The organism is Staphylococcus nepalensis, from assembly GCF_002442935.1.
GTDB lineage: Bacteria > Bacillota > Bacilli > Staphylococcales > Staphylococcaceae > Staphylococcus > Staphylococcus nepalensis.
The window spans coordinates 2,919,560-2,941,886 of the sequence record NZ_CP017466.1 but is presented as its reverse complement, the minus strand read 5'-3'; the positions used below and the strand labels follow the sequence as shown (position 1 = coordinate 2,941,886).

Below are 22,327 nucleotides of genomic sequence, written 5' to 3'. Positions count from 1 at the left end.
CAAAAAATAACCGTTTTGTACGGTTGGGAAATAATTTATATAAAATGTATGAAAATTGTATAACTGAAACTGCGTATGCGTAGTTAAGTGAAAAAACAGGGAGAAGGGTTGCAAAACTTCTATATAATAGATAATTTAGAATGTAGTGTGATTAGGGAAGTATCAAAATTACATTAAATGAGGTAATAAAGTGCTTGAAATTGATACTTGCTTTATAAAAAAGATTTTGTTATATTGTAGTAGTTGCTTGAATTATGACTAGAAATTAATAATATTAAATCAAGACTTGAAGCAAAAAGCTTATATTAATTTATCTATTATAATGTTTAGATAACCGAATACAGATGGAGGTGTTTTTGCATGGTAAAACGTACTTATCAACCAAATAAACGTAAACATAGTAAAGTTCATGGTTTCAGAAAACGCATGAGCACAAAAAACGGTCGTAAAGTTTTAGCGCGTCGTCGTCGTAAAGGCCGCAAAGTATTATCAGCATAAGATCACTGACTCATCAGTGGTCTTTTTTTTGGTTTAAAATTCAGTGAATTAGTATGGATTTATTGTTATTATTTGAAAAAGTTTAAAGTACATGCTATAGATTGAAATATTTAACAGTAAATGTAATGAAATGATAAGTGAGTGATGTTTCTTGGAGAAGGCATACCGAATTAAAAAAAATAGTGATTTTCAATTTATATATAAAAAAGGGAAATCTGTTGCAAATCGACAATTTGTAGTTTACACAAAAGCCAATAAAGAATTAGAACATTTTAGACTAGGTATTAGTGTTTCTAAAAAATTGGGTAATGCTGTTGTAAGAAATAAAATCAAACGTGCTATCCGTGAAAATTTCAAGGTACATAAAGAAGATATAATACCAATGGAAATTATTGTGATAGCAAGACAGCCAGCTAAAGATATGAACACACTACAAATCCAGGCGAGTTTAGAACACGTGTTGAAAATAGCGAAGGTTTTTAATAAACGAATATAAGTAGAGTAGGGGAGTTATTTTAGTGGTAGCGCAGTCTTACCTCAGACAACCCTAAGGCTGACATTTAGAATTTTTCAGTTAAGATATTAGCTTTTTAGCTTAAAACTATTTACAATATTATAATGATAAATTTTAGAATAAAAGGAGGCGAGATGGATGATGGATTTAGATACGATAACGAGTATATCCACACCTATGGGCGAAGGTGCAATTGGTATTGTACGTTTATCAGGTGTTGATGCCGTAAGTATTGCAGATAAATTATATAAAGGAAAGGAATCATTAGATTGTGTGCCGTCTCATACAATTAATTACGGGCACATCGTTGATCCTGAGACAAATGAAGTTGTCGAAGAGGTTATGGTTTCAGTTTTACGTGCACCAAAGACTTTTACTAGAGAAGACATCGTTGAAATTAACTGCCACGGCGGTATTTTAACAATCAATAGAATTTTAGAGCTAACAATGACACACGGAGCACGAATGGCTGATCCTGGTGAATATACAAAACGTGCATTCTTAAATGGACGTATCGATTTATCTCAAGCTGAAGCAGTGATGGATTTTATTCGTTCTAAAACCGATCGTGCATCTAAAGTTGCAATGAATCAAATTGAAGGTCGTTTAAGTGATATGATTAAACGACAGCGACAGTCCATTCTCGAGATCCTTGCGCAAGTCGAAGTTAATATAGATTATCCTGAATACGATGATGTGGAAGATGCCACAACTGAAGTTTTATTAGAAAAATCAAACCAAATCAAAACAGAAATTAATAAACTATTAGATACAGGCACACAAGGGAAAATTATGAGGGAAGGCTTAGCTACTGTCATAGTTGGTAAACCAAATGTTGGCAAATCGTCAATGTTAAATAACCTTATCCAAGACAATAAGGCAATTGTTACAGAAGTGCCTGGTACTACAAGGGATACATTAGAAGAGTACGTGAATGTTCGCGGTGTGCCATTAAGACTAGTAGATACAGCGGGCATACGTGAAACAGAGGACATTGTTGAACGTATAGGCGTAGAACGTTCTCGTAAAGCACTAAGTGAAGCAGATTTAATTTTATTCGTTTTAAATTATAACGAGTCTTTAACAGAAGAAGATCGTAAATTGTATGAAGTCATTAAAAATGAAGATGCAATCGTTATAATTAATAAGATGGATTTAGATAAGCAATTAGATATTTCAGAAGTTGAGTCAATGGTTGGCGACATGCCGATTATCCAAACGTCTATGCTAAAACAAGAAGGCATTGATCAGTTAGAGACTCAGATTAGAGATTTATTCTTTGGTGGAGACGTCCAAAATCAAGATATGACATATGTTTCTAACTCAAGACACATCTCATTATTAAAACAAGCAAGAAACTCTATTCAAGATGCAATAGATGCTGCTGAAGCAGGTGTGCCAATGGATATGGTTCAAATAGATTTGACGCGAACTTGGGAAATTTTAGGTGAAATTATTGGAGAATCCGCAAGCGAAGAATTGATTAACCAATTATTTAGTCAATTCTGTCTCGGAAAATAAAAGGGAGGAAAAAATATGGCTCAAGAATATGACGTAGTAGTAATAGGAGCCGGACATGCTGGTATTGAAGCAGGGCTCGCTTCAGCACGACGTGGCGCTAAAACATTAATGCTGACAATTAATTTAGATAACATTGCATTTATGCCGTGTAACCCATCAGTGGGTGGGCCGGCAAAAGGAATTGTAGTACGTGAGATAGATGCTTTGGGTGGTCAAATGGCGAAAACAATCGACAAGACGCATATCCAAATGCGTATGCTCAATACTGGTAAAGGACCAGCAGTAAGAGCGCTTCGTGCACAAGCAGATAAAACGTTATACCAACAAGAAATGAAAAAAGTAATTGAAGATGAAGAAAATCTTGATATCATGCAAGGCATGGTGGATGACTTAATTATAGAAGACGAAATAATCAAAGGCGTACGTACGAATATTGGTACAGAATATTGGGCAGATGCAGTTGTTATTACAACTGGTACGTTTTTACGTGGTGAAATTATATTAGGTAATATGAAATATTCAAGTGGTCCAAACCATCAATTACCATCTATTTCGCTTGCTGATAATTTAAGAAATCTTGGATTTGAAGTAGTGAGATTTAAAACAGGTACGCCACCACGTGTTAACGCGAAGACCATCGATTATTCAAAAACAGAAATACAACCAGGTGACGATGTAGGTAGAGCATTCAGCTTTGAAACGACTGAATATATTCTAGATCAGCTACCATGTTGGTTAACATATACAAACGGTAATACACACCAAGTCATAGATGATAACTTACATTTATCTGCTATGTATTCTGGAATGATCAAAGGTACTGGCCCTAGATATTGTCCTTCCATCGAAGATAAATTTGTAAGATTCAATGACAAACCAAGACATCAACTTTTCTTAGAACCAGAAGGTAGAAATACAAATGAAGTTTATGTACAAGGTTTATCAACGAGTCTTCCAGAACACGTCCAACGCCAAATGTTAGAAACAATTCCTGGCTTAGAAAAAGCAGATATGATGCGTGCAGGCTATGCTATCGAATACGATGCACTTGTGCCAACCCAGTTATGGCCAACATTAGAAACTAAAAAAATTAAAAATTTATATACAGCAGGGCAAATTAATGGTACTTCAGGTTATGAAGAAGCGGCAGGCCAAGGTATTATGGCTGGAATTAATGCAGCTTCTAGAGTATTAGGAGAAGAAGAAGTTATTTTAAGCCGTTCAGATGCTTATATTGGTGTTTTAATTGATGACCTTATTACTAAAGGTACAAATGAACCTTATCGTCTATTAACATCCCGTGCTGAATATCGCTTATTATTAAGACATGACAATGCAGACTTACGTTTAACAGATTTAGGTCATAAACTTGGCATGATTTCTGAAGAACGCTATGCAAGTTTTAATAAAAAACGCCAAATGATTAAAGACGAACAAGCACGCTTGAATGGAATTAGAATTAAACCTCACGAACGTGTACAAGAAATTATTGAAGCACAAGGCGGATCACGTTTGAAAGATGGTATATTAGCCTTAGAATTATTACGTCGACCTGAAATGACTTATGACTTAATTCTAGAAATTTTAGAAGAAGCACATCAATTACCTGATGATGTAGAAGAACAAGTTGAAATTCAAACGAAATATGAAGGCTATATCAATAAATCATTACAACAAGTTGAAAAAGTAAAACGTATGGAAGAAAAGAAAATACCAGAAGACTTAGATTACAGTAAAGTTGAAAGTTTAGCGACTGAAGCACGAGAAAAATTAGCGGAAGTTAAACCGTTAAATATTGCTCAAGCGTCTCGTATTTCTGGTGTAAACCCAGCAGATATTTCAATCTTATTAGTATTTTTAGAACAAGGTAAAATTCAAAGGGTGGAAAGTTAAGATGAGTGTAGAATGGTTAACTGAGCGACTCAGCACACAAGGTATAGCACTTACAAAGAAACAACAACAACAATTTCAAACGTATTACCAAATGCTCGTTGAATGGAACGAAAAGATGAATTTAACTAGTATTACTGAAGAACATGAAGTGTATTTGAAACATTTTTACGATTCAATTGCGCTGAGTTTTTATACGGACTTGAGACAAGCATTAACAATTTGTGACATTGGTGCTGGTGCTGGTTTTCCAAGCATTCCATTAAAAATAATTTATCCTCATTTAAAAGTTACAATTGTAGATTCATTAAACAAGCGAATACATTTTTTAAATCAATTAGCAGATGCATTAGATTTGGAAAATGTGAGCTTCGTACATGATCGCGCAGAAATTTACGGAAAGGGAGACTACAGGGCGTCTTATGATATCGTAACTGCGCGCGCAGTTGCTAGACTTTCCGTATTAAGTGAGTTATGTTTACCGCTAGTTAAAAAGGGTGGACAATTCATTGCTTTAAAATCAGCTAAAGGCGAAGAAGAATTAGAAGAAGCGCGTTTTGGTATAGGAGTCCTCGGAGGTAAAGTTCAGGATGTCATTTCATATGAATTACCGGAAGACGCTGGTGAGAGGCAAATGATAAAAATAGGTAAACGAAGTGAGACACCTAAAAAATATCCTAGAAAGCCAGGAACGCCCAATAAGTCTCCGTTACTTGAAAAAGAAAAGTAATTCAATACAACTAATTTAGAGGGAGCGCATAGACTATGAAGAAACCTTTTTCTAAATTATTTGGTTTAAAAAATAAAGATGACATTGTTGGTTATATTGAAGAGGATCATAATAATGGTGTTGAATCTATTCATACTGAACGTATTGTGCCCAACCGTTACCAACCAAGACAAGTATTTGAGCCAAATAAGATTAAAGAACTCGCAGAATCTATAGATGAGCATGGATTGTTACAACCGATTGTAGTACGTCCTATAGAAGAGGGCATGTTTGAAATCATTGCAGGAGAGCGTAGATTCAGAGCTTTACAATCGTTAAACAAAACGCATGCAGACGTTATCATAAGAGACTTAGGTGACGAAGAAACAGCAGTTGTCGCATTAATAGAAAATATCCAACGTGAGAATTTATCTGTCGTTGAAGAAGCAGAAGCTTACAAAAAACTTTTAGAACTTGGAGAAACGACACAAAGCGAATTAGCTAAAAGTGTAGGTAAAAGTCAAAGTTTTATAGCAAACAAATTGCGATTGCTAAAATTAGCGCCTAAGGTCATTGAACGTTTACGTGAAGGTAAAGTTACGGAGCGTCATGCGCGTGCAATGTTGAGTTTGTCAGATACTGAACAAGAAGCTTTAGTTGAAACGATTATTAGTCAGAAATTAAATGTGAAACAAACTGAAGCTAGAGTAAAACAAAAAGTGGGCCCTGAAAAAGTGAAAGCACAAAGATTCGCATTTGAAAAAGATCTTACTGATGCACGTGAAGCTGTAGGCAAAAGCTTAGAAGAAATAGAAAAAAGCGGCGTGAAGTACGAGCATCAAGCGAAAGACCACGATGACTATTATGAAATAAAAATCAAACTATATAAAAGGTAGTATTTAGCGTTTACGCATATATCTATTGCCTCACAAAGTACAACACCGTTTAAAGGTCAGAACGGCGTTGTACTTTTTTATTATCATTTTTCATACTATTGAGTTTAAGTTATTTAGAAAAAGATATGTAACACTATTTTATAAAAACAAAAAGCCTATAAAATTCTTTAAGTAGCATTGTAGAAAAGCAAAATATGTGATTAAATTAAGAAAACGCTTACATATATACAAAGGGGGACTATAATATGATTACGTTTATTGTATCTATTATTTTATTAGTTATAGGTTATTTCACCTATGGGAAATATATCGATAAAATGTTTGGAACTAAAGAAGAAAGACCAACACCAGCTTATCATCAACGCGATAATGTTGATTACTTGCCTATGAAAACATCATCCAACTCATTGATCCAATTGCTGAATATTGCAGGAGTAGGGCCTATATTCGGACCAATCATGGGGGCGCTATATGGACCCGTGGCATTTATTTGGATTGTTGTAGGCTGTATATTTGCGGGAGCAGTACATGATTATCTGACTGGAATGATTTCAATTAGAAACAAAGGGGCACACTTACCTGAACTGGCCGGGAAGTTTTTAGGTCAAGTCATGAAACACTTTGTCAATATCTTCTCTATTTTATTATTACTACTTACGGGTACTGTTTTTGTAACAAGTCCAGCACTGTTATTACATAATTTATTAGATGGACGAATTGCATTAGGTATTATTATCTTTGTTATTTTTGTTTATTATATTTTATCTACGGTTTTACCTATAGATAAAATCATTGGACGCGTTTATCCAATTTTCGGCGCATTGTTATTAATTAGTGCAGTAGGTATAGGATTCCGTCTTATTCAAACAGGTGCACCGATACCTGAAATTAACCTGAAAAATATGCATCCAGATGGCGCGCCAATCTTTCCATTGCTCTTCTTTACGATTACTTGTGGTGCTTTATCTGGTTTCCATGCTACACAAACGCCTATTATCTCAAGAACGACAAATAAAGAGAAAAATGGGCGTTTTATTTTCTATGGTATGATGATTGCTGAAGGTATTATAGCGATGATTTGGGCAGCAGCAGGTATGAGTTTATTTAATGGTTATAATGGCTTGAACGAGATCTTAGCTCGTGGTGAAGCGGCGCTTGTTGTCAGCGAAGCCTCACATCTTCTATTAGGTTCTGTATTTGGTACGATCGCAGTACTAGGCGTTATTATTTTACCAATCACAAGCGGTGACACATCCTTCCGTAGTGCGCGTATGATTATTGCTGATTATTTAAATTATGGCCAACGTAGTATGTTAAAACGTGTAATAGTAGCCATACCTTTATTTATTGTGAGCTTTGGTTTAACTCAAGTAGACTTTACAGTACTTTGGCGCTATTTCTCATGGGCAAACCAAACAACAGCGGTAGTTGCTTTATGGGTAGGCGCGATGTATTTACTCATTGCAAAAAAGAATTTTTGGGTCGCAGCTATTCCTGCTGTATTTATGACTTGGAATATTTTCACGTACATTTTAAGTCAGAAAATTGGATTGGGGCTGGATCTTAATTTAAGTTATTTCATAGCATTTGGTTTAACAATATTGTGGATTGGTTATTTTGCTTATCAATATAAAAAATTAACTGCAGGCGCTACATTTGAATTAGACCATCCGATTCAATACCAACAACAAACAGTATAAAATATTGAATTTTAAATTATAATCATAATTATATCTGAAATGTGCGATAGCATGATACGAGCAATCTAATCCATTTTTGGAGTGGTATACGCGATTAAATGAATTGTTTTAATTGCTATTCTACTCCTTTTATGTATGTCTAAGGTGAGTCTTAAAATGCTGCTATATCAATGTGTCAAAGGATTTTGTCACTATAAAAAGTGCGCATGTTGAAAGATTTTGATAGTCTAAAATAAAGTACCATTATACTCTCTATATTGAAGGAGCTAAACAAATGAACCTAGGCCATCAAATTAAGTATTTCAGACAACGTGATCATTTATCATAAGAAGATTTAGCTGAAAAATTATATGTTTCACGTCAAACAATTTCTAATTGGGAAAATGATAAAAGCTATCCTGATGTACATAACTTATTAATGCTTAGTTCTTTGTTTCAAGTTTCTTTAGATGACTTAGTCAAAGGAGACGTGGAGATTATGGAACAAAAATTAAAACAAGCTAAATTTAACGTATGGGCACATTTAATGACATGGCCTATGCTGTTAGTAGCCATTTTAGCAGGCCCAGTTATTTTATATTCGAATCTTTTAGGCGTAGTGGTTGAAATTTCACTTATAGCACTTAGTATGATTGCAGCATTTAAAGTTGATTCGTTAAAAAAATCATATCAAATTCAAACATATGATAGAGTTGTGGCATTTATGAAAGGAAACGACCCTAACGAAGTGCATAGTAGCAAATTACGGAATACTTTAACATTTATTTATAGTTTTGTACTTTATGTAGGTTCGTTTATTATCATTATGCTGCTCAGTATATACATAGTTGGTTTACTCTATTAAGTTATGATTAAGACGCCTTATAATATGAACTGTACGTTTATTATAAGGTGTTTTTATTTAATATTTGGCTATGACATCTACAAAAGATAACTATTCTATCAGTAGTATACATATTAAATTAGTAATAAATTTTTTCTAGGAGAAGAATTTTAAAATATGAAACTTAGTATTGCTTTACCTATCAAGAGTGATTAATATAAAGTTAATAAATTATTAATAAAATATTAGAAGAAATGATTAAAAGTGAGATAGGAGTGATTGTATGTTTAACTTTTTAAAACCAGCAAAACATGTTGATCCATTGCCATCTGAGCAAGTAGATGATACCTATAAAAAACTTCGTTTACAAGTCTTCTTAGGTATTTTTATCGGCTATGCGGGTTATTATTTATTGAGAAAAAACTTTTCACTAGCGATGCCTTCATTAATTGAGGACGGGTTTAGCAAAGGAGAACTTGGTATCGCACTTTCAGCGATTTCGATAGCCTATGGTTTTAGTAAATTTGTTATGGGAACTGTAAGTGATCGAAGTAATGCGCGTATCTTTTTAACGTTAGGCTTGATACTTACAGCAATAGTAAACTTATTATTAGGGTTTGTCCCATTTTTCACTTCTAGTATAACAATCATGTTTATCATGCTATTTTTAAATGGATGGTTTCAAGGTATGGGATGGCCACCCTCTGGGCGTATACTTGTACATTGGTATAGTGTAAGCGAACGTGGTAGCAAAACATCTATTTGGAACGTGGCACACAATGTGGGCGGAGGTCTTATGGCGCCCATCGCAACTTGGGGTATCTCTATGACAGCAATGTATAATTTTGGTTATTTAAAAGGCTTTGAAGGCGTGTTTATTTATCCAGCATTGCTTGCTATCGTTATCGCAATTATTTCGTATTGTTTAATTCGAGATACACCTCAATCACAAGGTTTACCACCGATTGAACAATATAATAACGACTATTCAACATCTTCACGTGAAACGCTTGAAACAGAATTAACAACAAAAGAGATATTATTTAAATATGTATTAAATAACAAATGGGTATGGGCCATTGCCTTTGCTAATATCTTTGTATATTTTGTACGCTATGGTGTGTTAGATTGGGCGCCTACTTATTTAAGCGAAGAGAAACAATTCAATTTGAATGAATCTGGTTGGGCTTATTTCTTATATGAATGGGCGGGTATACCAGGAACACTACTGTGCGGTTACCTTTCAGATAAAATATTTAAAGGTCGTCGTGGACCTGCGGGATTCTTCTTTATGTTAGGGGTAACGATCTTCGTACTTATATATTGGTTAAACCCTCCAGGTCATGCTTGGCTTGACAACTTGTCTCTCATTGCAATAGGCTTTTTAATCTATGGTCCAGTGATGTTGATAGGTTTACAAGCATTAGATTATGTACCTAAAAAAGCGGCTGGGACTGCTGCAGGATTAACAGGATTGTTTGGTTATTTATTCGGTGCAGTGATGGCTAATATAGTTTTAGGTTTTGTCGTGCAACATTTTGGTTGGGATTTTGGGTTTGTCTTGTTAACAGGTATTAGTATTCTAGCAATGCTCAGCTTTATCCTAACTTGGAATAAACGTGGGCAAGAACAATTACATTAAGGTTGGAACGATTTATAAAAATTTGAATATCTGCTTAATATTTAGATTATAAATTAAAATGCATTATGGTATGAATAATATAAAAAACTTTTACATTTAAAAAATATCGAAAGGGGCGTAATAGTAATCAATGTTTATTAGTTGATTTCTATCTCGCCCTTTTTTGTATATAAAATAAAAAAATTATATAAGTTTCTATTTAACTTATTAGAATTTTCTGATAATATAAATAACATATGTAATCGCTTTCAGATAAAGGGGGATTTTTATGAAAAAGTGGGGGATATTCATAATCGCACTGTTAATCACGCTTTCTGCTTGTGGAAAGCAGAAAGAATCAAGTGCTGAAAAAGAACAATTTCCTAACGAAACAGTAGAAATTGTTGCACCAGCTTCTCCAGGTGGGGGATGGGATACAACTGCACGTGCTGTTCAAAAAATTATGATTGATAATGACTTAACTGAACAAAATATTAATGTGATTAACAAACCAGGTGGCGGTGGCGAAGTCGGCTGGCAGTACTTAAAATCACGCTCACCTAATACGATTTCAATTAACTCAAGTTTATTGTTATCAAATAAAGAGTTGGGGCTTAGTGATTTAGGTACAGAAGATTTTACGCCAATCGCTATTTTAGCAACAGAATGGATAAGTTTAACCGCTTCTAACCAATCTAACTTAGATTCGGGTAAAGAAGTGATGGAAAAACTTAAAAAAGATCCTAAATCATTAACGATTGGTGTTGCACCTGGATTAGGTAATAACGATCACTTAGCATTTGTCCAAGCGGCTAAAGCGTATGGTGTTGACGTTGATAAACTTGACTTTTTAGTTTATAAAAGTGGCGGTGATTTACAGACTGCATTATTAGGTGGTCATGTTGACGTTGCTTCAACTGCTGTATCAGAAGTTAAAGAACAGCATCAGACTGGTAAATTGAAAATGTTAGCTGTTACGTCAGATAAACCAGTTAAAGGTATTGAAGATGTGCCAACATGGAAAGATCAAGGCATAGATGTTGTATTCCCGCATTGGCGTGGTGTGATGGGTCCTAAAGATATGACACCTGCTGAACGCAAGTACTGGGATGAAACGATGAAGAAAGTCGTTAAGTCAGATAGTTGGCAAGAAATAAGAAAAAATAATGATTGGGAAAATTTTTATAAAGATAGTGAAGAAAGTGAAAAATTCTTAAAATCACAACAAAAGAAATATAAACAACTTGTTAAAGACTCAGGTTTAAAATAAGGGGGGAGAAAGGATGTCACGACTTGTATTTCCAGTATTATTAATTATATTTGGCATCGTTTATATCACGTTGACATTAAATTTACAGAAATCAAATATTGGTGATCCTAATAGTCCAATGTATTTTCCAATGCTTTTAGGTATATTGCTGACGGTGATGAGTTGCATCTATTTTATTCAAGAATATAGAAAAAGGCATTTAACGTTTAAAGCTTTTTCTCAACTATTCGAAAAAGCGACGTTTATTCGTATTATCTTAACGATTATTTTAGCAGTTATATATGCTTTTATATTTGAACGCTTAGGTTTCCTAGTTTCAACGGTTCTCTTTTTAGGCGCTATTATGTTTTTAATCAACGGATATCAAAGATGGCTGCAAAATATTTTAGTGACAGTGATTTTTTCTGGTATTGCATGGTACACATTTTCACAATTATTAGACGTAAGTCTACCATAAGGGGGTAAATAAATGGGGATAGATATCAATAGTTTTATAGATGGATTGTCAACCGCATTACATCCAATGAACCTTCTCTGGGTTTTGATTGGGGGATTTTTAGGCACTGTAGTTGGTATGTTACCTGGATTAGGGCCTGCGACAGCAGTAGCAGTGTTAATACCTGTGACCTTTGGTATGGAACCAGTCAGCGCATTGATTTTAATGGTTTCGATATACTATGGCGCAATGTATGGAGGTTCAAGAAGTTCGATCTTGTTAAATACGCCTGGTGATGGATCAGCAATCGCTGCCACATTTGATGGGTATCCAATGACTAAGAAAGGCGAAGCGGGTAAAGCGCTAACAATCTCAGCCATTGCTTCTTTATTCGGTGGCATTATTGCTGTTATTGGATTTATTATTTTAGCCAAACCGTTGTCTGAATTTGCGTTAAAATTTGGTCCACAAGAATATTTCTTATTATTCTTATTTACGCTTTCCGCTATTGTCACTTTATCTCTAGGGAAAATGGTTAAAGGCTTTATTGCTATGAGTATTGGTTTAATTATTAGTACCGTAGGGGTAGATTTACAAACAAGTATATACAGGTTTACATTCGATTTACCACATTTAAGTGAAGGTATCAACTTTTTAGTAGTTATTATTGGTGTATATGCAGTAGCTGAAGTGCTGTTTAATTATTTAAACTTAGATACATTAAAACCACCTAAAGCTGATTTAGGTTCTATGAAATTAACTAAAAAAGATTGGAAAATGACACGCGGGGCTATGCTTAGACAAAGCCCAGTAGGCTTTTTAATTGGTGTATTACCAGGCGCGGGTGGTTCAATTGCAGCTATGTTAAGTTACTCTACTGAGAAGCAAATATCAAAAAATGGAAAAAAGTTTGGTAAAGGACAAATTGAAGGCGTAGCCGCACCTGAAGCCTCGAATAACGCAGCATCTGTAGGCGCTTTAATACCGTTATTAACAATGGGTGTTCCCGGTTCAGGTACAACAGCGGTTATCTTAGGTGCAGTAGTTATGTTAGGGTTACAGCCAGGTCCCTTACTGTTTGAAAATGAACCAGAGACGATTTGGACTTTAGTAAATAGTATGTTTATTGGTAACATTTTTTTAGTTATTTTAAATATCGCGTTAATTGGGTTATTGTTAAAAATTTTACGTACGCCACCAAAAGTATTATATCCGCTTATTATGGTGCTCGCATTTATCGGTACATATACATTAGGCTATAGCGTGACAGATTTATATATTTTAGTTATTTTTGGCATTTTAGGATTGATAATGAAATTGTTAGCATTTCCTATGGCGCCGTTAATTTTAGCAGCTATTGTTGGTTCGGATATGGAACAAAACTTCCGTAAAAGTTTAATCGTTAGTAATAATAATGTAGGTGATATATTTATTGGTTCGCCAATATGTATTATATTAACATTAATGACCCTACTTGCTTTGTTTTATCCGTTAATATTAAAAGGTGTCAAACGTTTGAAAATAAAAAATTAATACTGTTAAGCGTAGCATAGGATAGAAATGGTCCTTTTCAATATATTTCATATCCTTACTTTAGCAAGATTAGCTAAAGTAAAAGCATACGAGAATTGAAATGCTTTATAGATAATCAGAGACCTAACCGGGTCTCTTTTTTTGTTTTTTAAGGGTTTGATTAACAATTTAATTGTCTTAAATGATTTAGATGATGTAAATAAGGTTAATAAGTATGTAAATGGAAGAAGTGATAATTACTGGAGAGATAGTTTGAATCACTTTGCGAATCCTCGTCAGCGTGGGTGTTTTATAAGAGAAGGGATATTATGTTATTTCAATTAGATTTATTTTTGAGAATTTTCTTGTCTGTTATTTGTGGTTCAATCATCGGGTACGAACGTGCGCAAAGGTTAAAAGCAGCTGGCATAAGAACGCATATCTTAGTTGCAGCGGCGTCAGCGCTTTTTATAATAATTTCTAAATATGGTTTTAATGATATTTTAAATGCACATGATATTATTTTAGATCCTTCAAGAATTGCAGCACAAGTAGTAAGTGGTATCAGTTTTATAGGTGCAGGTACGATATTAATTAAAAATCAAAGTATCGATGGTTTAACAACTGCAGCTGGATTATGGATAACTTCAGGCGTAGGTATGGCTTTAGGTGCAGGACTTTATTTTATTGGTGTGATAACGACAATATTAATCGTAATGATTCAATACTTTTTAAGAAAAAATCACTTATACCAAATGTTTATCAAAAAAGAAACGATTCGTTTTTATATCAAAGCAAATTACTCAAACCATGTTAAACAAGATATTGACAATATACTAAAACAACATGATGTATCAGACATTACTTTTAGTATTAACCGCATTGAACAAGGTACAATATATTTAAATGTTACTGGAAAAGCAATTTCAAAAAAATACAATAGTAATCTATTTATTGAAACATTATTCAAACTAACAGATATTAGTGCAGTCATTAAGCAATGAGTCGATAAAGCAATATATTTCAATAATAATGGTTATTTAATGAATAATTTATATAAAAAGGTGGTAATTAAATAATAAGGATATACTACTAATTTCTATAATAAATATAGCGCATTGGCTAGTTTAATCTATTAAGTAGATAGTTACGTGATTAAAGCGTAATTTAATTTATTAGTAAATGAGTATTGTGGCACCAAAAAATACTTTAACGACAAAACTGATTCATATTGTTTTGATTTCGTTAACTTAAGAAAGGTGATTTATTATGTATAAAAATATTTTACTACCGTACTCTTTTGAGAACGATTTTGATAACATTCCAGAGAATTTAGCTAAATTAGTTGAGGAAACATCTACTGTAGTCATTCATAACGTGATGACTGAAAATGATTTATTAGCAAGTGTACGATATGAAAATAAACATAAAGAAGACATTATAAAAGAAAGAGAAGAAGCACTTGCTCCATTTCTTGAAAAACTAAAAGCATTAGGTATTAATTATAAAGTGGCCATCGAATTTGGCCCTGTCAAAGACACTATTCTTGAGAGAATTCAATTTGGAGATATAGATGTCGGGGAATTTGATTTAGTTGTAATGAGTAACCATCGTGTAAGCATAGATATTAAACATGTACTAGGCGACGTGACGCATAAAGTGGCTAAGAGAAGCCCTATACCAGTGTTAATTGTGAAATAGATTGAATCTGCACAATATAGAATATTAGTAGATGAAATAGCACAAAAAATGACTTTTGATGATGGTTATTTTTAGAGACTAGAGCGTAATCATAGAAATTACGTTACTAGTCTTTTTAATTTTTTAAATTAATTAAAATATCAATGTGTTTTTTTAATAATTATAAAATTTTACAAATTAGGTAGAAACTATTTTTCTTTCAAAACCCCTTTCATGACAGGGTTAATAGACTTTTGTGTTCACAAATTTCCCTTAGCTGCTGTTGTTTTAATACATAAAGTCTGTTATTCTGCTAATGTTCAATTATAAGGGAGGTTACTCATTTTGGAAAATAAACAACATAATGCGAGTGGGAAGAAACTGTCTTCTGTTTTTACTTATAGTATTATTGTTATCGCAATCGTTGTATTATTAGGTGCTATTTTTCCAAATCAGTTTAATGAAATAGGAACAAATATTACTGGTTGGATTACTGAATATTTTGGTTGGTATTATATGGTTATTGTAGCGCTAATGATTTTCTTCTGTGTCTTCTTAATATTTAGCCCAATTGGTAAATTGAAATTGGGTAAACCGGAAGATAAACCAGAATTTAATACAATTTCATGGTTTGCGATGTTATTTAGTGCTGGTATGGGGATAGGTTTAGTATTCTGGGGAGCAGCTGAACCGATCAGTCACTTTGTGTCACCGCCTACTGGTGAACCTCAATCAGCAACTGCTTATAAAGAAGCATTAAGGGGTGCGTTCATGCAATGGGGATTCCACGCATGGGCAGTTTATGGTGTTGTAGCATTAGCACTAGCGTACTTCCAATTTAGAAAAAACGAACCTGCATTAATTTCAAAAACATTGCGTCCAATTTTCGGAAATAAAGTGGATGGCCCACTTGGTACGATTATTGATGTGATTTCTGTCTTTGCTACTATCGGTGGTGTAGCAGTATCTCTAGGTTTAGGGGCAATGCAAATCGCAGGTGGCTTGAACTACTTATTTGGTATACCAAATAATATTGTAACGCAAGGTATTATCATCATTGTCGTGACAATCTTATTCTTAGCTAGTGCGTGGTCAGGCTTAAGTCGCGGCATTCAATATTTAAGTAACGCTAATATTGGTTTTGCAGGCATTATTTTATTATTTATTTTTATCGTAGGACCAACAATTTTAATTTTAAATATGTTAACTAGTTCTACTGGTGAATATTTAAATTCATTACTCTTTAATATGTTTGACACTGCGCCATTAGATCCACAAAAAAATGAATGGATGAAATCTTGGACATTCTTCCAATTAGCATGGTGGATTAGTTGGAGTCCATTCGTTGGTATATTTATTGCACGTGTATCTAAAGGGCGTTCAATTAGAGAATTCGTTTCTGGGGTTATGTTAGCACCAGTACTTGTAAGTTTAGTATGGTTTGCGGCATTTGGTGTTTTAGGTATTGAAACTGCTAAAGACAAACCAAAAATATTTGATATGCCACCAGAAACTGCGCTGTTTGGTGTATTTAATGAAGTACCACTTGGTTTTATCATATCAATTTTAACATTGTTATTAATTGCAACATTCTTTATCACGTCTGCCGATTCAGCGACATTCGTTTTAGGAATGCAAACAACATTTGGTTCATTAAACCCTTCAGTATTTATTAAAGTAATTTGGGGTATTGCACAAGCCTTGATTGCATTTATCTTGCTATTCTCGGGTGGAGATAATGGACTAAATGCACTTCAAAATATGGCGATTATGACAGCCTTGCCGTTCTCAGTCATCATTCTCTGTATGATGGTCAGCTTCTACAAAGATGCGAACAAAGAGCGTAAATTCCTAGGTTTAACACTTTCACCAAACAAACACAGATTAGAGGAATATACGAGAATTGCAGAACAAAGAGCTGAAAATAAAAACGAATAATTGCTATTATAGTTAAACAAAAAAGAGTATCTGGGATATAAATGCCATACTCAAAATAAAAATGCATCTTCATTTAGAATGAAGGTGCATTTTTATATTTAAAAGCTTTTAAATCTGAATCTACATACTTGTGTAGCACATTATTTTATTTTGTAGTCTTTCACTTATACTAGACCTTTTGGATGACAGAAAAGGAAAGCATCATATTCTAATTTTATAACATTTTCTTTTCTGTATTGCATCTGTTTTTAGATCCACAAGAACTGCATTTTCCGTCTTTGGATTTTTTGAAAAAGTGGCATAGTGTGTAACCTGCATAACTAAAGATAGCTAAAAAGATTACCACATTGATAATAACTGACATTTCATCACATCCTTAACTAAATAATAGTCCAACTTGATAAAAGATAAAGGAAAGTAAATAGGCCGTGATTAATGGATATGCTACTGCAAGTACTGTCCATTTTAATGAGTATGTTTCTTTACGAATCGTTGCAACAGTAGATAAACATGGAATATATAATAATATAAAAATCATAAATGAATATGCAGATAGCGGTGTGAATTGACTGTGTATTACGTTAACCAGTCCTGATTCGTCAGATGCATAAATGATAGCCATTGAACTTACAATGACTTCTTTGGCTAAGAATCCAGGTATTAATGTAGCACCTGCTTGCCATGAACCGAACCCTAATGGTGCAACTAACACAGCAAAGAGACTCCCGATTGAGTGTAAAAAGCTATCATCAACATCCACATTAAAACCACTCGGGCCTGTATAATTTAATAACCATATCATTACTGAGCCAGCAAATATAAAAGTCCCGGCCTTTTTAACAAAACCTTTAGCTTTCTCCCAAGTACTTCTCCACAGTGTCTTAATAGATGGCAGTCGGTAAGTAGGCAATTCGATGATAAATATAGAATCATCATTTTTTAGCACAGTTTTAGTTAGTAATACACTTGTTAATAATGCGACAACAATGCCTAGCACATAAAGACTCAGTACGATAAGCGCTTGATGTGCTTCGAAAAATATACCTACAAATAGTGCATAAACTGGTAATCTAGCTGAACAAGACATAAATGGGGCGATTAAAATAGTCGTTAATCGTTCTTTTTCACTTTCAATACTACGTGCGGCCATGATGCTAGGCACATTACAACCAAAACCAATAATCATAGGGATAAAAGATTTACCGCTAAGATCAAAGTATTCCATAATACGGTCCATGAGCGTTGCGATACGTGCCATATAACCAGAGTCTTCTAGAAGTGAAATAAAGAAGAAAAGCACCATAATCTGTGGTACGAATACAAGTACTGCACCTACACCAGCTATAATACCGTCTGTTATTAAATCCTGTAAGAAATCAACGATACCGATTTTATCCATGAGGTTGGATACAGCATCTGTAAATGAGCCACCTAAAAACTCATCTAGCGCATCAGAGACAGGCGTCCCGACCCAAGTAAACGTGATATGAAAAATAAGCCACATAATTCCTAAAAAGATAGGGATGCCTAAATATTTATTTGTTAAAATGCGATCAACGCGATTAGTAAAATATTGTTTATCCTCTTTAGGATATTCAACTGTATCCTTTAACAGATTATCTATATAAATATTTCGAGTATTTTGGATGACATCTCTAATTGAATTATTTAATTTTTCTGACAATTTTCCGCGTAATGGTTTTATTTTTGCCAATACAGCGTCGTCAAGAAAATCGTAAATCTTTGGGTTGTCTAATAAAAATTGTATCGATATGAATCTTAATAATCTTTTTTCAATGGTTGGACAAGTTGCTAAATGTTTTTCAATAGATGAAATTGTAGATTCAACGTTTTCACCATAATTTAATTTCAATGGTTTATTTCTCGATAGTGTATGTCCTTTTAATGCATCTAGTAATTGGTGCGTACCTTTACCGTTTCTAGCAAAAATAGGTAATAAAGGCAGTTTTAATTTTTTCATGAGTGCTTTTTGGTCAATATGAATACCACGTTTAGTAGCTACGTCAATCATATTTAAGCCAATAATTAAAGGTGCACCCAATTCCATAAGTTGGACTGTAAGTAACAAATTACGTTTTAATTGGCTTGCATCTATGATATTAATCATGCCTGAAAAGTCATTGTTTAATAAGTAATCTGTCACTACCGTTTCATCTTTAGATATCGGTGACAATTCATAAATACCTGGTAAATCGACTAAGTTTCCAATATGGGATTTAAGACGTCCTACCTTCTTCTCTACCGTAACTCCGCTCCAGTTCCCTACATATTCATAAGTTCCAGTAAGTGCGTTAAACAAAGATGTTTTACCTACATTTGGGTTTCCTAAAATACAATAGTTGTTACTCATTTAAAGCCTCTAATTCAATCTGACATGCATCATAACCGCGAATACTTAAACACTGTCCATTTACTTCTAAAATACAAGGTCCTTTAAATAAGCATCTTTGTTTAATTTTTAATTTGGTACCATTGGTTAAACCAAGCGCATTTAAACGATGGCGCATATGCTGATTTTTAATTTTAATATTTTTGATTTTGTAGTTCTTTTTTAATGTTCCGCTATTAATACTTAACATCATACTCACTCTTTCTTGAAAGGGAATAATAATCATTATCGATTATACAATTAAGTTTAATACAATAGAAGTCGATGCAAATATAATTTTGTGAATATTTTGTTAAATATCATTACCTTTTGCATGTGTAATTGTGACGTTTTATTTTTAAAATTTTAATTAAATATAAAGATTTAAGTGAGCAAAGAGATTGCTATTCTTTTGATGTAATATTACACTATATATAATCACTAATGGTAATGAATAAGAGACGTTGCTCCCCTTGTAGTACTCAAATAGTCTGTTAACAAATGTAATTAGATGTATTGGATTATCATGTATTTAAGTATACTTGTAAATAAGTCAATTGCGCATTTAAGTAGGAGGGATTTCAATGGTTATTCGGGATAATAAACGTATTAAAGTCAAGCGTTTAAACGAAACACGTTCAAGTGGTATTTCTGTCATGATTGAAGAAGGTGGTTTGGGAGCTGATCAATATTATCAAATTGAAAAGCAAAATGCGAAAACGTCTGAAGAGCACTTACATCAATTTGAACATGAAGTAAGTAAAAAGAATAACGCAGAACTATTAGATTTATTAATTATAAATGCGCAAGAAAGTACAAATAAAGCATACAGTGAAGCTTTAAAAACCATCCAACAAGAAGTTTTAAATCGAATGAAGTAAAATAATAAGTCTACGCATTGAAATGAAAGTGTTACTAATAAAGCGCTATTGTTTAAGTCATTTAACAGCTTAAACAATAGCTTTTTGTGTTTAAATAAGAGGTAAGACTAACGGGTCTCTAAAAAATTGAAATGATTCCATGCGTTTTACTATTGTGCCTCCGAAAAGATTTAGTATAAGCATGTTGAAAAAATAGTCCAAGTCTAATAAAGCGGTGACAAATTCGTATTTGAAATGTTGAATCCCAGCGGGTTAAAAATTAAGTATTTATGTGATCAAGATGGTTCAACTTGTTTATGAGTTAAGTTTAAACCAAAATATCCGTATTGTATGCCGTTCAACATGATACGATAAAGTCGAAAATTGCTAACGTTTTGTGTTACAAGTTAAACTTATCATACTGTAATAATCATTTCCTTTATGTTTATCATCAATTACATTGATATTTACAATATATAGTTAATATAACCAGCACTATATGGATATTTTATATCTAAATCATTTAAACAATTAGAAGTTCAATAAAATTTTCCTTTTAAATATTATATACATCGTATTTAAAAATCACTATACTGGATTACGTGTTTGTATATTATTAGCAAGGAGAAAAGTAATGAGTATATTTAAACAAATCTTCCAAAAAGAAGATATTTCAAAATTCCAAAATAAGGATGATCACTTAGAGCGTACATTAAGATTTAGGGACTTTTTAGCTTTAGGCGTCGGGACAATCGTATCTACCGCTATCTTCACATTACCCGGTGTTGTAGCAGCAGACCACACTGGTCCATCGGTTAGTTTATCCTTTTTAGTAGCAGCCATTGTAGCAGCTTTGGTAGCATTTGTTTATGCTGAAATGGCATCTGTAATGCCTTTTGCGGGATCAGCATATACGTGGACTAGTATTTTGTTTGGAGAATTTTTTGGCTGGATTGTAGGTTGGGCATTAATTGCAGAATATTTAATCGCAGTTGCATTTGTAGCATCAGGGTTTTCAGCAAATCTAAGAGGTTTATTAGAGCCGTTTCATATCTCATTACCTGATGCACTGTCTAACTCTCTAGGCACGGATGGCGGCATTTTGGATCTATTAGCGGCTGTTGTCGTAATTATTACTGCCATATTATTATATAGAGGTACATCAGAAGCAGCGCGTGTTCAAAATGCGCTTGTTATCCTTAAGGTATTAGCCATTTTCTTATTCATTGTAGTGGGTTTATCAGTTATAGATATTGGACATTATGTCCCATTTATCCCTGAATATAAAGCAACTACAGCTGGTGCTTTTGGCGGCTGGCAAGGTATATACGCAGGTAGTTCTGTTATTTTTGTTGCTTATATAGGTTTTGATTCTATAGCTTCAAACTCTGGTGAAGCGATTAATCCTGAAAAAACAATGCCGCGTGGTATTTTAGGTTCGTTATTAATTGCAGTAACCTTATTTATTGTAGTGTCACTTGTGTTAGTGGGTATGTTTGATTACGCACAATACAAAGATAATGCTGAACCAGTGGGGTGGGCGTTACGAATGAGCGGACATAGTACTGTTGCAGTCATAGTGCAGGCAGTCTCAGTGATTGGTATGTTTACGGCTTTAATCGGTATGATGATGGCTGGTTCGCGTTTACTCTATTCATTTGGTAGAGATGGTATGCTTCCTTCTTGGTTAGGTCAATTAGACAAGAAAAATCTACCTAATCATGCATTAATTACATTATCTATCGTTGCGATTATTATTGGTTCTGTATTTCCATTTGGCTTTTTAGCGCAATTAATTTCAGCAGGTGCGCTAGTAGCATTTATGTTTGTCACAGTAGGAATTTTTGCATTACGTAAAAGAGAAGGCAAAGATCTTCCTCAACCGGCATTTAAATTACCATTTTATCCGGTAATGCCAATTATTATTTTTATTTGTGTGTTTGCAGTTTTCTGGGGATTAAGTAATCAAGCTAAAATTTACACATTCATTTGGTTCTGTATTGGCATACTATATTATGTATTTTATCTGTTAAAAAATGCTAAAAACAAAGCATAACCATATCAATACGC

General features: G+C 33.6%; 20 protein-coding genes and 1 pseudogene. 18 read left to right on the top strand and 3 right to left on the bottom strand.

What is annotated here, in order from left to right; all coding sequences use genetic code 11:
• Window positions 1-360: 360 nt before the first annotated feature.
• The 16 genes and pseudogenes from rpmH (at window position 361) to BJG89_RS13995 (ending at window position 17,008) form a co-directional block, all read left to right on the top strand.
• Window positions 361-498 (top strand): 50S ribosomal protein L34, encoded by a 138-nt coding sequence (gene rpmH, locus BJG89_RS14065; RefSeq protein WP_000240855.1) that lies wholly within the window; start codon window positions 361-363, stop codon window positions 496-498.
• Window positions 499-649: 151 nt separating this feature from the next.
• A complete protein-coding gene (gene rnpA / locus BJG89_RS14060) occupies window positions 650-994 on the top strand; it encodes a ribonuclease P protein component (protein ID WP_096811182.1) in 345 nt (114 codons plus the stop codon).
• 159 nt (window positions 995-1,153) lie between these two features.
• Window positions 1,154-2,533, top strand: coding sequence for a tRNA uridine-5-carboxymethylaminomethyl(34) synthesis GTPase MnmE (mnmE, locus tag BJG89_RS14055; RefSeq protein WP_096811250.1), 1,380 nt, complete (start codon window positions 1,154-1,156; stop codon window positions 2,531-2,533).
• 15 nt (window positions 2,534-2,548) lie between these two features.
• On the top strand, window positions 2,549-4,426 hold the full coding sequence (gene mnmG / locus BJG89_RS14050) for a tRNA uridine-5-carboxymethylaminomethyl(34) synthesis enzyme MnmG (protein WP_096811181.1): 1,878 nt from the start codon (window positions 2,549-2,551) through the stop codon (window positions 4,424-4,426).
• A 1-nt stretch (window position 4,427) separates the two neighbouring features.
• Window positions 4,428-5,153, top strand: coding sequence for a 16S rRNA (guanine(527)-N(7))-methyltransferase RsmG (gene rsmG / locus BJG89_RS14045; RefSeq protein WP_096811180.1), 726 nt, complete (start codon window positions 4,428-4,430; stop codon window positions 5,151-5,153).
• A 35-nt stretch (window positions 5,154-5,188) separates the two neighbouring features.
• Complete coding sequence (locus BJG89_RS14040; protein WP_096811179.1) at window positions 5,189-6,028, top strand: ParB/RepB/Spo0J family partition protein; 840 nt, start codon at window positions 5,189-5,191, stop codon at window positions 6,026-6,028.
• Between the two features lie 245 nt (window positions 6,029-6,273).
• Window positions 6,274-7,728: a carbon starvation CstA family protein gene (locus tag BJG89_RS14035; RefSeq protein WP_096811178.1), complete on the top strand. Its 1,455-nt coding sequence runs from the start codon at window positions 6,274-6,276 to the stop codon at window positions 7,726-7,728.
• A 340-nt stretch (window positions 7,729-8,068) separates the two neighbouring features.
• Window positions 8,069-8,173: pseudogene (locus BJG89_RS15085) on the top strand (helix-turn-helix transcriptional regulator); the annotation flags it as partial.
• Window positions 8,174-8,206: 33 nt separating this feature from the next.
• Window positions 8,207-8,572 (top strand): hypothetical protein, encoded by a 366-nt coding sequence (locus BJG89_RS15080; RefSeq protein ID WP_411756571.1) that lies wholly within the window; start codon window positions 8,207-8,209, stop codon window positions 8,570-8,572.
• A gap of 262 nt (window positions 8,573-8,834) precedes the next feature.
• On the top strand, window positions 8,835-10,193 hold the full coding sequence (gene glpT / locus BJG89_RS14025; protein ID WP_096811177.1) for a glycerol-3-phosphate transporter: 1,359 nt from the start codon (window positions 8,835-8,837) through the stop codon (window positions 10,191-10,193).
• A gap of 268 nt (window positions 10,194-10,461) precedes the next feature.
• On the top strand, window positions 10,462-11,442 hold the full coding sequence (locus BJG89_RS14020; protein WP_096811176.1) for a tripartite tricarboxylate transporter substrate binding protein: 981 nt from the start codon (window positions 10,462-10,464) through the stop codon (window positions 11,440-11,442).
• A 13-nt stretch (window positions 11,443-11,455) separates the two neighbouring features.
• Entirely contained in the window at window positions 11,456-11,899 is a 444-nt protein-coding gene (locus tag BJG89_RS14015; RefSeq protein ID WP_096811175.1) for a tripartite tricarboxylate transporter TctB family protein, read from the top strand.
• Window positions 11,900-11,911: 12 nt separating this feature from the next.
• On the top strand, window positions 11,912-13,411 hold the full coding sequence (locus BJG89_RS14010) for a tripartite tricarboxylate transporter permease (RefSeq protein WP_174221774.1): 1,500 nt from the start codon (window positions 11,912-11,914) through the stop codon (window positions 13,409-13,411).
• A 308-nt stretch (window positions 13,412-13,719) separates the two neighbouring features.
• Window positions 13,720-14,394 carry an MgtC/SapB family protein gene (locus tag BJG89_RS14005; RefSeq protein ID WP_096811174.1) on the top strand — a complete coding sequence of 225 codons (675 nt, stop codon included), beginning with the start codon at window positions 13,720-13,722 and terminating at the stop codon, window positions 14,392-14,394.
• Between the two features lie 265 nt (window positions 14,395-14,659).
• A complete protein-coding gene (locus tag BJG89_RS14000; protein WP_096811173.1) occupies window positions 14,660-15,091 on the top strand; it encodes a universal stress protein in 432 nt (143 codons plus the stop codon).
• Window positions 15,092-15,412: 321 nt separating this feature from the next.
• Window positions 15,413-17,008, top strand: a complete 1,596-nt coding sequence (locus BJG89_RS13995) for a BCCT family transporter (RefSeq protein WP_411756584.1) — start codon at window positions 15,413-15,415, stop codon at window positions 17,006-17,008.
• A gap of 214 nt (window positions 17,009-17,222) precedes the next feature.
• Here BJG89_RS13995 and BJG89_RS13990 read toward each other — a convergent pair whose 3' ends face one another.
• From BJG89_RS13990 to BJG89_RS13980, 3 genes are read right to left on the bottom strand one after another with little or no spacing between them, the layout of a single operon-like run.
• Window positions 17,223-17,372: a FeoB-associated Cys-rich membrane protein gene (locus tag BJG89_RS13990; protein ID WP_096811171.1), complete on the bottom strand. Its 150-nt coding sequence runs from the start codon at window positions 17,370-17,372 to the stop codon at window positions 17,223-17,225.
• Between the two features lie 12 nt (window positions 17,373-17,384).
• Window positions 17,385-19,379 carry a ferrous iron transport protein B gene (feoB, locus tag BJG89_RS13985; protein ID WP_096811170.1) on the bottom strand — a complete coding sequence of 665 codons (1,995 nt, stop codon included), beginning with the start codon at window positions 19,377-19,379 and terminating at the stop codon, window positions 17,385-17,387.
• Window positions 19,372-19,608 (bottom strand): FeoA family protein, encoded by a 237-nt coding sequence (locus BJG89_RS13980; RefSeq protein WP_096811169.1) that lies wholly within the window; start codon window positions 19,606-19,608, stop codon window positions 19,372-19,374. The genes feoB and BJG89_RS13980 overlap by 8 nt, the downstream gene beginning before the upstream one ends.
• Before the next feature lie 373 nt (window positions 19,609-19,981).
• Between BJG89_RS13980 and BJG89_RS13975 the strand changes: the two genes are divergently transcribed.
• Both BJG89_RS13975 and BJG89_RS13970 read left to right on the top strand, forming a co-directional pair.
• Window positions 19,982-20,278: a hypothetical protein gene (locus BJG89_RS13975; protein WP_096811168.1), complete on the top strand. Its 297-nt coding sequence runs from the start codon at window positions 19,982-19,984 to the stop codon at window positions 20,276-20,278.
• 613 nt (window positions 20,279-20,891) lie between these two features.
• Window positions 20,892-22,313, top strand: coding sequence for an APC family permease (locus BJG89_RS13970; protein ID WP_096811167.1), 1,422 nt, complete (start codon window positions 20,892-20,894; stop codon window positions 22,311-22,313).
• The last annotated feature ends 14 nt before the right edge of the window (window positions 22,314-22,327 follow it).